The sequence below is a fragment of the Aeromonas sp. QDB34 genome (genome assembly GCF_027705405.1).
In the GTDB taxonomy this organism is placed as follows: Bacteria; Pseudomonadota; Gammaproteobacteria; order Enterobacterales; family Aeromonadaceae; genus Aeromonas; species Aeromonas hydrophila.
Map to the genome: position 1 here is coordinate 49,399 of NZ_JAPDBT010000021.1, position 13,334 is coordinate 62,732.

Below are 13,334 nucleotides of genomic sequence, written 5' to 3' on the forward strand. Positions count from 1 at the left end.
ATAAAAGGCAGCCCATGGGCTGCCTTTTTTGTCTCGCTGCGTCGGCGTCAGCCGAGCTGGAACAGCAGTGGCCAGCCCTGCTCCTGACAGTAGCGGTGCTCCTTCTCCAGATTTTGCATCAGCAATTTGTTCTCGTCGCACCAGTCCAGTGGCAGGGTGACCACCAGCTGATCGCCGGCGGCCTGCACATGCCAATCGGGCAGCAGGTTGTCCTGGCGCCTGTGGTGGGCGGCGACCGCGAGGCGCAGGATGCGGATGCAGCGCAGTACCGTCTGTTCGTCGTGGTTGGGCAGGGAGGGCAGCTCGGAGAGCTTGAGCCCCTTGCGGTGAAAGCGTACCAGCGCGGCCAGCAGGGCCTGATCGTCCTGGTTGAAGCCGGGCAGGTCGGTGTTTTGCAAGATGTAGGCGGAGTGTTTGTGGATGCCGCTGTAGTTGATGGCAAGGCCGATTTCGTGCAGCCGCGCCGCCCAGCCGAGGATGGCGCGATAGGGCTCCTCCGGCATCTCCCAGGGGCCGCTGAGCAGATCGAACAGGGTCAGCACGCTCTGTTCAACCCGGCCAGCCTGACGCTTGTCGATGCGATAGTGGGTGGAGAGTGCCAGGGCGGTGCGCTCGCGAATGTCATGGTGCTGCAAGCGCTCCTCGAACTCGTACAGCAGCCCTTCGCGCAGGGCACCATCGGAATAGTCCATCCGCTCGATGGGCAGGGAGGTGAAGAGCCCAAGCAGGATGGCCACCGCGGCGGCAAACACCTCCTGACGCTCCTCGGTGAGGCCGGCCAGCTTGAGATCGCCGACCCGCTTGTGCCTGATCATCTCCTGCTTGAGCCGCTCGAGCCCGGCCAGGGTGATGGCGCCATCGGTCCACTCTTCCCCCTGCAACACATCGCGCACGGTGCGGATCGAGCCCGAGCTGCCGAGGCAGCTCTGCCAGCCCAGCTTGCGGTACTGGTTGATGATGGGGGCGAGCTGGTGCTGAGCTTCCAGCACGGCATTGTTGAAGGCTTTTTCGCTCAGCTTGCCGTTGGCAAAGAAGCTCTGGGTGAAGCTGACGCACCCCATCTTGCGGCTGGTGAGCGCCTTGTGATCGAACCCCTCGCCGATGATGAGCTCGGTGCTGCCGCCGCCGATGTCCACCACCAGTACCTGGCCTTCGATGTGCTGGGTATGGGCGACCCCCTGATAGATGAGGCGCGCCTCTTCCTGGCCGCTGATGATCTCGATGGGGTGGTTGAGCACCTTGGCCGCCTCGCTCACGAACTCGCGGGCGTTGCTGGCACGGCGCAATGTATAGGTGCCGGCGATGCGGATCTGATCCGGCTTGATGTTGGTCAGCCGCTCGGCAAACAGGGCGAGGCAGTCGAGGCCCCGGGTCATGGCTTCGGCAGACATGCGGCGCTGGCCGTCCATCCCCTCTGCCAGCCGGACCCGTTCTTTTATCCGATCGACGATCTGCAGCCGTCCCTCGGTGAGGCGGGCGATGACCATGTGAAAGCTGTTCGAGCCGAGATCGACGGCGGCGTACAGGCTATTGTCCATTGTTTGACTCTATGCGTTTGAGGTAGTCGTAAATCGCGACCTGGGAACGGATCTTGCGGCGGTTGCCCCGCTTCACGTATTCGTTCTTCTGGTCGGCATCGATGACCCGCGCCTTGCAGGTGTCACTCAGTTGTAGCTCGAGAATGTCGAGGATGCGCTGCTTGAGCCGCTCGTCATAGATGGGGGTGCCCACCTCGATGCGGCCGTCGATGTTGCGGCTCATCCAGTCGGCGCTGGAGATATAGAGCTGGGGATTGCCCTTGTTGTGGAACACCATCACCCGCGGGTGCTCGAGGAAGCGGTCGATGATGCTGATCACCCTGATGTTGTCGCTGAGGCCCGGCACGCCCGGACGCAGGGCACACATGCCGCGGATGATCATCTGGATAGGCACCCCGGCCTGACCGGCGGCATAGAGCCGGTTGATGAGGTCTCTGTCCACCAGGTTGTTGATCTTGAGGGTGATGCCGCTCGGCTGGCCCGCCTTGGCGTTGGCCAGTTCGTTGTCGATGAGCCGGTAGAGCTGGCGGCGGCTGTTGATGGGGGAGACCAGCAGGTGGTTGAACTTGTAGCGCCGATAGGGATATTCGATGTACTCGAACACCCCCTCCACCTCGGCGGTGATGTCCGGGTGGCGGGTCAGCAGGGAGAAGTCGGTATAGATCTTCGCCGTCTTCTCGTTGAAGTTGCCGGTGCCGATGTGGGCGTAGCGCACCGCCTCACCCTGCTCGTGGCGGGTGATGAGGCAGAGCTTGGAGTGGATCTTGAGGCTCGGCACCCCGAACACCACCTTGACGCCGGCATCGGTCAGGATGTTGGCCCAGTCGATGTTGGCCGCCTCGTCGAAGCGGGCGCGCAGCTCCACCACCACGGTCACCTTCTTGCCGTTGTTGGCGGCGTCGATGAGGGAGTGGATGATGCGTGACTTCTTGGCCACCCGGTAGATGTTGATGCGAATGGCGCTGACCGCCGGATCGAACGCCGCCTGGCGCACCAGCTCGGTGAAGTGGTGGAACTTGTGGTACGGGTAGTAGAGCAGTATGTCCTGCCTGGTGATGGCGTCGAAGGCGTTGACGAAGCCGTCAAAATCGCGGCAATCCAGCGCCGGCAGCTTGGGGTTTTCCAGATAATCCCGGCCCACGTTGGGGAAGCCGATGAAATCCTTGAAGTTGTGATAACGGCCGCCCGGCATGATGGCGTCGTAGGAGCTGATCTGCAGCTTGAGCTTCAGGAAGCTGATCATGGCTGCCGGCATCTCCCGCTCGTAGACGAAGCGCACCGGCATGGCGGTGAGGCGCTGCTTCAAGCCATCACTCATCTTGTCGACCAGGCTCAGATCCAGCTGGTCGGAGAGATCATACTCGGCATCCCGGGTCAGCTTGACCGCGTAGGCGGCTATCTCGTCGTAGTCGAAGAAGCCCTTGAAGATCTCGTCGAGACAGAAGCGGATGACGTTGTCGAGGATGATGATCTGCTTCTTGCGGCGGGTGCCCTCCGGCGGCAGCTGGAAGAAGCGGGGCAGATCGTCGGTCGGTACCTCCACCAGCGCGTACTGGATCACCTGGCCGTTCTTCTTCATCTCGATGGCCAGATAGGTGTACTCGTCTTTCAGAAACTTGACCGGGTTGACCTCTTTGTTGAGCAGGATCGGGATGATGTGGCGCAGCACCTTCTCCTTGAAGAAGACCCGCAGCCACTGCTGGATGGACTCGGAGAGCTGGTACTCGTTGACCAGGAAGATGTTGTGGCGGGCGAGCGCTATCAACAGCTCCTTGTAGGTGTTGTCGAACGCCTCGCCGAGCGCCATTACCTTCTGCTGGATGGCGCGCAGCAGCACCTTGGCCTCGTCGTCGCCGCCGTGCACTTCGTTGATCAGGATGCGGCGCTTGACGTCCGATACCCGCACTTTAAAGAACTCGTCCTGGTTGGAGGAGAAGATCCCGAGGAAGCGGACCCGCTCGATGAGCGGGACCGTCTTGTCCATTGCCTCTTGCAACACCCGTTCATTGAATGAGAGCCAACTCAGCTCCTTCTCTTCATACTGCTTGTCGGTGCTCATGTGATGCCTCTGTGGTCAGGTCGCGTCTGCGCGGCAGTTATGGCGTGGAAATATGACAGATTGATGACCATCCGCTCAGTCGATGATGGCCTGATCGATGTCGACCACCAGATCGTCCGACAGCGACTCCAGCGCGCTGATGAGATCCCCCAGTGCGAGTCGGGGCGGCAGCGCCACCAGGGCGTGGGCGTAGAAGAGCGGGGCGCCGGAGTGGGGGGCCGGTTCGCAGCCGGTGGTGAGGTCGGCCACGTTGATGTTGAGCTGGCGCAGGATGCTGGCCACCTCGTGGACGATGCCGGCTCGGTCGTTGCCGGTGACGCTGACCATCACCTGCCGTTCCGGCTCCTGGCTGAGCTGGCCTTCGGCGAAGCTGACGGTGAGGCCGGGCAGCATCACCAGCGCCTCGCACAGGCTGCGGTAGTGTTCGTCAGGCACGCTGACGTGCAGGATGCCGGCAAATTGTCCTGCCAGCTCGCTCATGGAGCTGGCCAGCCAGTTGCCCTGCTGGTGGGTGATGACGTCCGCCAGACTCTCGACGATACCGGGCTTGTCAGCGCCTATCACGGTCACGACCAATTGCTTTTGCATCCTGCTCTCCTTGGAAAATGGGTACTCCGTAGCATTGTGCCTGCTGTCACAGGCCATATGAAGCCCCGCCCACCGCAAATATGGCGAAAAAGCACCGCCGGGAGGGGGTTGGCGCCATTTCTGCACTGCCTGCGCCCGCTGCACCGTGGTAGAGTGATGCCCCTGTTTTGTATTGTGAACCGGATAGCTCTTGTGAACGGGATGTGCGCGTATGAATAGCCTTGTCGTATCGGGATTGGTGTTGTTGGTGTTGCTGCTGCTGGCGATCTTCTGGAGCAGGGGCAAGAAGGGCAAGGCGCTGCCCTATGATCTGCAGGAAACCCTGTTCAGCCCCGCTGAGCGCTCCTTCCTCGGTGTGCTGGATCTGGCGGTCGGCGACCAGGTCCGGGTCTTTGCCAAGGTGCGGGTGGCCGATGTGCTGACGCCGGAGACGGGCATGGGCAAGAGCAAGTGGCAGCAGGCGTTCAACAAGATCAGCGCCAAGCATGTGGACTATCTGCTCTGCCACCCCTCCGATCTCTCCTTCATCTGCGCCATTGAGCTCGATGACAGCTCCCATCGTCACCAGAAGCGCAAGGTGCGCGACAGTTTCCTCAAGGCGGCCTTTGACAGCGCTGGTCTGCCGCTGTTGCAGATCCCGGCAAGCAGCCATTATCAGGTCGAGGAGCTGCGCGAACAGATCCTGCCGCTGCTAAGCGGTCCCCGCCGTGCCCCGGATGAGGATCTGCTGCCAGGGGATCGCCGCGAGCCCACCTTCAGCCCCCTGCAGCTGGATCGGGTCGAGGTGGAAGAGCCTCGCCATGGCGGTCGTGCTCCGGCCGTAGCCCCCATCAAAGCGATCGTATCGCCGCGCAGTGCACCGCTGCCGGCGGCCGACGCCGAGCTGGTGGAGAATCTGTTTGCCGAGGTGGAGGAGGATGAGGACGAGTATCCCCATCAGGTGCCGCACTGCCCGCGCTGTGATGCGCCGCTGGTGGAGCGGGAAGCCAAGAAGGGCCCCCATGCCGGCCGGCTGTTCCTGGCCTGCAGCCGCTTCCCCGAGTGTCGCTACGCCGCCCCCCATACTCACGCCCGCCATTGATCCCCACCGCCTGTTTGCGGCCTGCTGCCGGCCGCAAACAGGCGCACCTGCTGGTGTTCCTGCCTCTCTTGTTTGCCCGCTGCCTGCCCACCGTACCCAAAAAAAGAGGCGACAAAATTTATCTTGTTGCGCCGTTGGGTCGATAAACTTAGGTGAAATGCGACAAATTTTGACAATGCGTCGGAATTTTGGCACTTTGTGCATCCTGCATAAAGTGCGTGGCTTGACCACATAAGCACAATAAAACAATAAGTTACGTCGAGAATAGAGGGATGGATATGATGGCAATGGGAGTGTTGATTGTTGACGCCGATGCGCAGCGGCGCCAACAGTTGGGGACAGTTCTCTCGTTCATGGGGATCCCCTGGCAGGACGTTGCCGAGGGCGATCTGGATGTGGCCATCGAGTCATCCGGCCCGTTGCAGGGGGTGTTGACCGGTTCCCTCAACGGCCGCCCGCTGGGCGAGCTGCTGACCGGATTCCCCCGGGTGCCTTTCCTGTCGCTGGTGGAGGCCGACTTTCCCAACAGCAACTTTATCGGGGTGGCCGAGGCGCCCTTCACCTACGAATCCCTGACCCGCCATCTGCACTTTTGCCAGGCCTTCGTTTCCCTCCATCCTCGCCAGCAGACCCACGACAAGGGGCAGGCGCTGCTGCGCCTGCTGGTGGGCAAGGGCAAGGGGATCCAGGAGGTGCGTCGGCTCATCAGCCAGGTGGCCGAGACCGATGCCAACGTGCTGATCCTCGGCGAATCGGGTACCGGCAAGGAGGTGGTGGCCCGCGCCATCCATGAGCTGTCCGGCCGAAGCCAGGGCCCCTTCGTGCCCATCAACTGCGGCGCCATTCCGGCTGAGCTGCTGGAAAGTGAACTGTTCGGCCACGAGAAGGGGGCCTTCACCGGCGCCATCGCCGCCCGGCGCGGCCGCTTCGAGCTGGCACAGGGGGGCACCCTGTTTCTCGACGAGATCGGCGACATGCCGCTGCCGATGCAGGTCAAGCTGCTGCGGGTGCTGCAGGAGCGGTTGTTTGATCGGGTTGGCGGCGGCAAGCCCATCCAGGCGGATGTGCGCATCATCGCGGCCACCCACCGGGATCTGGAAGCGATGATCCGTACCCAGGGTTTTCGCGAAGATCTCTACTATCGCCTCAACGTCTTCCCCATCGAGACCCCGCCGCTGCGGGATCGGGCCGACGACATCCCGCTGTTGCTGCAGGAGTTGCTCAATCGCCATGCCGAGCTGCATCAGGGGATGATCCGCCTGACCCAGCGCGCCATGGAATCCCTGATGCAGTATCCCTGGCCCGGCAACGTGCGCGAGCTCTCCAACCTGCTGGAGCGGCTGCTCATCCTCTATCCGCAGCAGATTGTCGATGTGGCTGACTTGCCGAGCCGCTATCGTTTGCTGCCGTGCGAGCCGCGGGACGAGCGGCTGACCGAGATGGACGAGCGCGATGCACTGGCCGCCGTGTTCCAGGATCCGCCCGAGCTGGATCTGCCCGCCAGCCACGCCCGTGCCATGCAGCTGCCGGAGGAGGGGGTCAACCTCAAGGAGATGCTGGCCGACCTCGAGGTGGAGCTGATCCGCCAGGCGCTGGAGTCCCAGGACGGGGTGGTGGCCCGCGCTGCCGACCTGCTCGGCATGCGCCGTACCACCCTGGTGGAGAAGATGAAAAAATACGGGATGAGCAAGGAAGCATAAGGGTCAAAGCCTTGACGCCTAGCTTCAAGGCTTTGATTTTATATGTAAATTTTAGTGGCATGGAAATTGAATAAGCTGACTCAGTCGCCAGTTTGAGGTCAGCTTTATGACAGCCCAGCCGCAGGATACCCCGCTCCAGTCTCACGAGGTGAGCCAGCTTTACGCCATCTTCACGGCGCTGCCCACCGGTGTCTTGCTGCTCGACGGCGAGGGCCGGATCACCCGCGCCAACCCGGCCGCCAAGGCGCTGCTGGGGGAGCCGCTGGAAGGTCAGGCCTGGCGCCAGATCATCGACCGCTGTTTCCAGCCCCGCGAGGATGACGGCCACGAGATTTCCCTGCGCGATGGGCGCCGGGTCCAGCTCTCGACCCAGCCGTTGCCGGATCAGCCGGGCCAGCTGGTGTTCATCAACGATCTGACCGAAACCCGCCAGCTGCAAGATCGCATCAACCACATGAAGCGGTTGTCCGCCCTTGGCAACATGGCCGCCTCGCTGGCCCACCAGATCCGCACGCCGCTCTCCGCCGCGATGCTCTATGCCGCCAACCTGGCCAACCGCACCCTCAAGCCGGAATCCCGCAGCCAGTTCCAGCAAAAGCTGATGGCGCGCCTGCAGGATCTTGAAAAGCAGATCAGCGACATCCTGCTGTTTGCCCGCAACGGCGACAACCAGGTGGTGACCCCGACGTCGGTGCAGGGGTTGCTGGCCGAGGTGCAGGCTGGCGCCGAGGCATTTTGCAACCAGCAGGGCTGTGAGCTGCACATGGAGGCGCCGGAGCCCGATCTCTGCCTGCTGGCCAACAGCAGCGCACTGGCGGGGGCCGTCAACAACCTCATCGCAAATGCCCAGCAGGCCGGCGCCACGTCGCTTCTGGTGAGCGCGGTGCGCAGCGGCGCCCGGGTGGAACTGCGCATTCTCGATAATGGCAAGGGGATGCCCGCTCACCTGCTCAGCCAGATTTTCGAACCCTTCTTCACCACCCGCTCCCAGGGCACCGGCCTTGGGCTGGCGGTGGTGCAATCCGTGGTCCGTGCCCATCAGGGCGAGGTCAGCGTGGCCTCGGTACCCGGTGAGGGAACCTGTTTTACCCTGTCGTTCCCCCTGCACCAGCAAGCGGTGCAGCTGGGGGGTGTAGCATGAGCGTCAGGCTCGTGGAAATGAATATTGCAGCGGCCAGGTTGGCTGTGGTGGGAGGTGTAGCATGACTCAGGCCCGGATCCTGGTAGTGGAAGATGACAATGGCCTGCGCGAAGCGCTGGTGGATACCCTGTTGCTCGGCGGCTATGAGTGCCGTGAGGTGGACAGTGGGGAGCGCGCTTTGCTGGCTCTGTCGCGCCAGAATTTCGACATGGTGATCTCGGATATCCAGATGGGAGGCATGGATGGCCTGACCCTGCTGGCCAACATTCGTCAGCAATATCCCCAGGTGCCGGTGCTGTTGATGACCGCCTACGCCAACATCGACGGTGCGGTGCGCGCCATGCGCGAAGGTGCCATCGATTACCTGGCCAAGCCCTTCTCGCCTGAGGTGCTGCTCAACCAGGTCAGCCGCTATGTGCCGGCCCAGAAGGTGGAGAAGCGGGCCGTGGTCTACGGCGATCCCAAGACCGCCGAGTTGTTCCAGCTGGCGACCCGGGTGGCCAGAAGCGAGGCCACCGTGATGGTGACCGGTCCGAGCGGGACGGGCAAAGAGGTGCTGGCCCGCTACATCCACGACAACTCCAGCCGCGCCGAGCAGGCGTTCGTCGCCATCAACTGCGCCGCCATTCCGGAAAACATGCTGGAGGCGACGCTGTTCGGCTATGAGAAGGGGGCCTTTACCGGCGCGGTACAGGGTTGCCCCGGCAAGTTCGAGCAGGCGCAGGGGGGGACCCTGCTGCTCGACGAGATCACCGAGATGGATCTGGGGCTGCAAGCCAAGCTGCTGCGGGTGCTGCAGGAGAAAGAGGTGGAGCGGCTCGGCAGTCGCAAGATGATCCCACTCGACGTGCGGGTCATCGCCACCAGCAACCGGGATCTGAAAAAAGCGGTGCAGGACGGCCTGTTTCGCGAGGATCTCTACTACCGGCTCAATGTCTTCCCGCTGCGCTGGACGGCGCTGTGGGAGCGTCCTGGCGACATACTGCCGCTGGCGGAGCACCTGCTGGCGCTGCATGCCGGTCAGCAGGGACTGCCGACGCCGCAGCTGACCGAGCCCGCGCGCGAGCGGCTGCTGGCTCACCCCTGGCCTGGCAACGTGCGCGAGCTCGACAACGTGGTGCAGCGCGCCCTCATTCTGAGCCCCGACGGCCTCATCGGCTGCGAGCACCTCATCCTGGAAGAGGTGGAGGAAGAAGAGATCCGCCTTGTCGGCAGTGAGCGCAGCAGCGGCAGCGAACACCTGGGCAGCGAGCTCAAGCAGCAGGAGCACCAGATCATTCTCGACACCCTGCAGGATTGCAACGGCAGCCGCAAGGCGGTGGCCGATCGGCTCGGTATCAGCCCGCGCACCCTGCGCTACAAGCTGGCCCAGATGCGCGAGGCGGGGATCGACCTGCCGGCCTGATGTCACTCCGGCCCGGCCAAGGGCCACAGTGCGGGAGGCATCATGGTCTTGGCGGCCAGCCTCGATTATCATGGGGCCTCGGCGTTATGAGCCCGATTCCTGTCTGCATCGCAGCACAGGGGTCGGCGCCTTTATAAGGGACCCCTATGATCTCTCATCGAAAACTCGAAACCGTACTCAACCATCTGCTCGAACCGCATGCCATCAAGGATTACTGCCCAAATGGCCTGCAGGTGGAGGGGCGTGAGCGCATTCGCAAGGTGGTGACCGGCGTCACCGCCAGCCAGGCCCTGATCGATGCGGCCGTGGCCGCCGATGCTGACGCCATTCTGGTCCATCACGGCTACTTCTGGAGCGGTGAACCGGCCCAGATCACCGGCATGAAACAGCGCCGCATCAAGACCCTCTTGACCCACGACATCAACCTGTTTGCCTACCACCTGCCGCTGGACGTGCACCCCGAGGTGGGCAACAACGCCCAGCTCGCCAAGCTGCTCGACATCAAGGTGCGCCGCGGCCTCGAGCCCTGGAACAGCAAGAGCGTCGCCATGGTGGGCAAGCTGGAAGAGCCCATGAGCGGTAGCGATTTTGCCAAGCTGATTGCCGAGCGGCTCGGCCGTGAGCCGCTCCATTGCGGCGACAGCGGCCCCGAGCTTATCCGCTCGGTGGCCTGGTGCACCGGCGGCGGTCAGAGCTACATCAATCTGGCGGCGGAGCAGGGCATCGATGCCTTTATCTCCGGCGAAGCCTCCGAGCAAACCATCCACACGGCCCGCGAGATGGGCATGCACTTCTATGCCGCCGGCCACCACGCCACCGAGCGTTACGGCGTCAAGGCGCTGGGGGAGTGGCTGGCGACGGTGCACGGGCTGGATGTGACCTTTATCGATATCGACAATCCGGTCTAGGTTCGATTAGCCGCATAGCGGCGTAATCGGACGTGATGACAGCAATTGCGCTGGTAGATAGAAATGACAAGGGAGGCCTGGGCCTCCCTTGTTCTATTTTGCATGCTGTTGTTCGCGATTACTCGCTGGCATAGCCTGCCGGGCCAAGCTGCTTGCCATCGAGCAAGGCAGACCCTGCTCGCATCTGCAAGCGCCCTTCACAGAACCACTGCACCACCAGCGGGTAGATGCTGTGCTCCTGCACCTGTACCCGGGACGCCACCTCGTCGGCATCATCCCCTTCGAAGATGGGGACGCGGGCCTGCAGGATCACCGGGCCGCCATCCAGCTCTTCGGTGACGAAGTGGACGCTGGCGCCATGCTCGTCGTCACCGGCGTCGATGGCGCGCTGGTGGGTGTGCAGCCCCTGATACTTGGGCAGCAGGGAGGGGTGGATGTTGATCATCCGCCCGGCAAAGTGCAGCACCAGATCGGCACTCAGGATCCGCATAAACCCGGCCAGTACCACCAGATCGGGCTGATAGTCCGCCATCAGCGCCAGCAGGGCCGCGTCATACTCTTCCCGGCTGGCAAACTGCTGCTGGGCGAGGATGGCGGTGGCCACCCCCGCCTCTTTGGCACGCACCAGACCATAGGCATCGGCCTTGTTGCTGATGACGCCGACCACCTGACCGGTAATCTTGCCGCCGGCACAGCCATCGAGGATGGTCTGCAGGTTGCTGCCGTTGCCGGAGATCAGCACCAGGATACGCTTCATGGGGGAGGTCATTTGGCTGTTGATCCGGTCATTCATTGAATGATGACCTGCTCCTCACCATCGGCCGCCTTGGCGATATGGCCGATATGCCAGGCGTTCTCACCTTCGGCCTTGAGCAGGGTCAGCGCTTTTTCCAGCTGATCTGCCGGCAGGGCGATGATCATGCCGACGCCGCAGTTGAAGGTGCGGTACATCTCGTGGCGGGTGACGTTGCCGGCCTGCTGCAGCCAGCTGAACACCGCCGGCCACTGCCAGCTCTGCTCATCGATTACCGCCTGGGTGTTGGCGGGCAGCACGCGCGGGATGTTCTCCCAGAAGCCGCCACCGGTAATGTGGGACAGGGCGTGGATCTCGCACTCCTTGATGAGCTTGAGCACGGGTTTCACGTAGATGCGGGTCGGTTCCAGCAGGGCGTTGGCCAGGGTGGTGTCACCCAGCGGCTGCTGCACGTCGGCCTTGGAGACTTCCAGGATCTTGCGCACCAGCGAGAAGCCGTTGGAGTGGGGGCCGCTGGCGGCCAGGGCGATCAGGGCATCCCCTTCGCCGACCTTGCTGCCGTCAATGATCTCGCTCTTCTCCACCACACCGACGCAGAAGCCGGCGATGTCGTAGTCTTCCCCTTCATACATGCCCGGCATCTCGGCGGTTTCGCCGCCCACCAGGGCGCAACCGGACTGCTCGCAGCCGGCACCGATGCCGGTGACCACGGCCGCGGCGGTGTCGACGTCCAGCTTGCCGGTGGCATAGTAGTCGAGGAAGAAGAGGGGCTCGGCGCCCTGCACGATCAGGTCATTGACGCACATGGCCACCAGATCGATGCCGACGGTGTCGTGCTTCTTCAGGTCGATGGCGAGGCGCAGCTTGGTGCCCACCCCGTCGGTGCCGGAGACCAGCACCGGCTCCTTGTAGCCCGCAGGGATTTGACACAAGGCCCCAAAGCCGCCAAGACCACCAAGGACTTCAGGACGACGAGTGCGCTTTGACACGCCCTTGATACGTTCAACCAGTGCATTGCCGGCATCGATATCCACGCCAGCATCCTTGTAGCTCAGTGAGGTTTTGTCAGTCACGCGTATTCCCCGTCATATAAAGAAGTGGAGGGTAAAATTCGGGGCGTATTCTAACAGTGGCGGTGAAAAACCAGAAAGGAAATCGTTTGCGCGTTTTTGCGCGGAAATGCTCTACAAGCGGCGGCTTTTGTTGTATGATTCCGCGATTTTTTTGCGGCAGTTAGAGGAGATAATAATGAAAGTCGTTGAAGTCAAACACCCCCTGGTCAAGCACAAGATCGGTCTGATGCGTGAAGGCGATATCAGCACCAAGCGTTTCCGTGAACTGGCCAAGGAAGTGGGCAGTTTGTTGACCTACGAAGCGACCTCTGACTTCGAAACCGAGAAGGTTACCATCGATGGCTGGAATGGGCCAGTGGAAGTTGACCAGATCAAGGGCAAGAAGGTCACCGTCGTGCCCATCCTGCGTGCCGGTCTTGGCATGATGGATGGCGTGCTGGAGCACATGCCGAGCGCCCGCGTCAGCGTGGTCGGCATCTACCGCGACGAAGAGACCCTGCAGCCGGTTCCCTATTTCGAGAAGATCGTCAGCAACATCGAAGAGCGTCTGGCGCTGGTCATCGACCCCATGCTGGCTACCGGCGGCTCCATGATCGCCACCATCGACCTGCTCAAGAAGAAGGGCTGCCAGTCCATCAAGGTGCTGGTGCTGGTTGCCGCGCCGGAAGGCATCAAGGCGCTGGAAGCCGCTCACCCGGACGTGGAGCTGTTCTGCGCCTCCATCGACCAGGGCCTGAACGAGAAGGGCTACATTGTCCCGGGTCTGGGCGACGCCGGCGACAAGATCTTCGGCACCAAGTAAGCCTCGATCGCCTCATCGCGCGCCAGCTGGCGCGCAAACGGAGCCGGCACCCCGCCGGCTCCGCTGTTTCTCCCGCCCCGGCTTGCTGCCATGCGCGCCTTGCCGCTACCATAAGCACCATCTCCCATTTCGAGACTCCTCTCATGCTCAAACGTGTTGTGACCGCCCTCTGCTGCGGCTTGTCATTCATGGTGTCGGCCGCCCAGGTGCGGCGTTTTTCAAGATAGTTGTCGCGTAAACCTGTTTTAAACTGCCTGTTTTTGCTCTGGTTCGGACCTATCAGGA

11 protein-coding genes are annotated in these 13,334 nt (G+C 62.5%); 6 read left to right on the plus strand and 5 right to left on the minus strand.

The features are described from left to right. Positions 1-47: 47 nt before the first annotated feature. The 3 genes from ppx to OKC29_RS19480 all read right to left on the minus strand — a co-directional run bounded on the left by ppx (position 48) and on the right by OKC29_RS19480 (position 4,185). Positions 48-1,538: an exopolyphosphatase gene (gene ppx, locus OKC29_RS19470; protein ID WP_076361343.1), complete on the minus strand. Its 1,491-nt coding sequence runs from the start codon at positions 1,536-1,538 to the stop codon at positions 48-50. Further along, the gene (ppk1, locus tag OKC29_RS19475; RefSeq protein ID WP_073350878.1) at positions 1,528-3,597 is read right to left on the minus strand and encodes a polyphosphate kinase 1; all 2,070 of its coding nucleotides are present in this window, start codon (positions 3,595-3,597) and stop codon (positions 1,528-1,530) included. The genes ppx and ppk1 overlap by 11 nt, the downstream gene beginning before the upstream one ends. Before the next feature lie 75 nt (positions 3,598-3,672). After that, positions 3,673-4,185 carry a glycine cleavage system protein R gene (locus OKC29_RS19480; protein WP_176228427.1) on the minus strand — a complete coding sequence of 171 codons (513 nt, stop codon included), beginning with the start codon at positions 4,183-4,185 and terminating at the stop codon, positions 3,673-3,675. Between the two features lie 211 nt (positions 4,186-4,396). On the opposite strand from OKC29_RS19480, the gene OKC29_RS19485 reads away from it, so the two are divergent. From OKC29_RS19485 to OKC29_RS19505, 5 genes are all read left to right on the plus strand, one after another. After that, positions 4,397-5,266: a DUF2726 domain-containing protein gene (locus OKC29_RS19485; protein WP_270669543.1), complete on the plus strand. Its 870-nt coding sequence runs from the start codon at positions 4,397-4,399 to the stop codon at positions 5,264-5,266. 278 nt (positions 5,267-5,544) lie between these two features. Then, complete coding sequence (locus OKC29_RS19490; RefSeq protein ID WP_017409846.1) at positions 5,545-6,966, plus strand: sigma-54 dependent transcriptional regulator; 1,422 nt, start codon at positions 5,545-5,547, stop codon at positions 6,964-6,966. A 106-nt stretch (positions 6,967-7,072) separates the two neighbouring features. Then, complete coding sequence (locus OKC29_RS19495; protein WP_085735725.1) at positions 7,073-8,107, plus strand: sensor histidine kinase; 1,035 nt, start codon at positions 7,073-7,075, stop codon at positions 8,105-8,107. Positions 8,108-8,168: 61 nt separating this feature from the next. Further along, on the plus strand, positions 8,169-9,512 hold the full coding sequence (locus OKC29_RS19500; protein ID WP_041217313.1) for a sigma-54-dependent transcriptional regulator: 1,344 nt from the start codon (positions 8,169-8,171) through the stop codon (positions 9,510-9,512). 146 nt (positions 9,513-9,658) lie between these two features. Continuing rightward, positions 9,659-10,420 (plus strand): Nif3-like dinuclear metal center hexameric protein, encoded by a 762-nt coding sequence (locus tag OKC29_RS19505; RefSeq protein ID WP_016351311.1) that lies wholly within the window; start codon positions 9,659-9,661, stop codon positions 10,418-10,420. 118 nt (positions 10,421-10,538) lie between these two features. Here OKC29_RS19505 and purN read toward each other — a convergent pair whose 3' ends face one another. Together purN and purM are read right to left on the minus strand one after the other, a co-directional pair. Further along, a complete protein-coding gene (gene purN / locus OKC29_RS19510) occupies positions 10,539-11,177 on the minus strand; it encodes a phosphoribosylglycinamide formyltransferase (protein WP_176228430.1) in 639 nt (212 codons plus the stop codon). A gap of 32 nt (positions 11,178-11,209) precedes the next feature. Next, a complete protein-coding gene (gene purM, locus OKC29_RS19515) occupies positions 11,210-12,247 on the minus strand; it encodes a phosphoribosylformylglycinamidine cyclo-ligase (RefSeq protein ID WP_016351309.1) in 1,038 nt (345 codons plus the stop codon). A 175-nt stretch (positions 12,248-12,422) separates the two neighbouring features. Here purM and upp point away from each other — a divergent pair, with 175 nt between their 5' ends. After that, positions 12,423-13,049, plus strand: coding sequence for a uracil phosphoribosyltransferase (gene upp / locus OKC29_RS19520; protein WP_005302745.1), 627 nt, complete (start codon positions 12,423-12,425; stop codon positions 13,047-13,049). Positions 13,050-13,334: the final 285 nt, after the last annotated feature.

Excerpts from the sequence above, each read along its gene's own strand:
- ppx (WP_076361343.1), bottom strand. The coding sequence starts at position 1,538 with ATGGACAATAGCCTGTACGCCGCCGTCGATCTCGGCTCGAACAGCTTT.
- ppk1 (WP_073350878.1), bottom strand. The coding sequence starts at position 3,597 with ATGAGCACCGACAAGCAGTATGAAGAGAAGGAGCTGAGTTGGCTCTCA.
- OKC29_RS19480 (WP_176228427.1), bottom strand. The coding sequence starts at position 4,185 with ATGCAAAAGCAATTGGTCGTGACCGTGATAGGCGCTGACAAGCCCGGT.
- OKC29_RS19485 (WP_270669543.1), top strand. The coding sequence starts at position 4,397 with ATGAATAGCCTTGTCGTATCGGGATTGGTGTTGTTGGTGTTGCTGCTG.
- OKC29_RS19490 (WP_017409846.1), top strand. The coding sequence starts at position 5,545 with ATGATGGCAATGGGAGTGTTGATTGTTGACGCCGATGCGCAGCGGCGC.
- OKC29_RS19495 (WP_085735725.1), top strand. The coding sequence starts at position 7,073 with ATGACAGCCCAGCCGCAGGATACCCCGCTCCAGTCTCACGAGGTGAGC.
- OKC29_RS19500 (WP_041217313.1), top strand. The coding sequence starts at position 8,169 with ATGACTCAGGCCCGGATCCTGGTAGTGGAAGATGACAATGGCCTGCGC.
- OKC29_RS19505 (WP_016351311.1), top strand. The coding sequence starts at position 9,659 with ATGATCTCTCATCGAAAACTCGAAACCGTACTCAACCATCTGCTCGAA.
- purN (WP_176228430.1), bottom strand. The coding sequence starts at position 11,177 with ATGAAGCGTATCCTGGTGCTGATCTCCGGCAACGGCAGCAACCTGCAG.
- upp (WP_005302745.1), top strand. The coding sequence starts at position 12,423 with ATGAAAGTCGTTGAAGTCAAACACCCCCTGGTCAAGCACAAGATCGGT.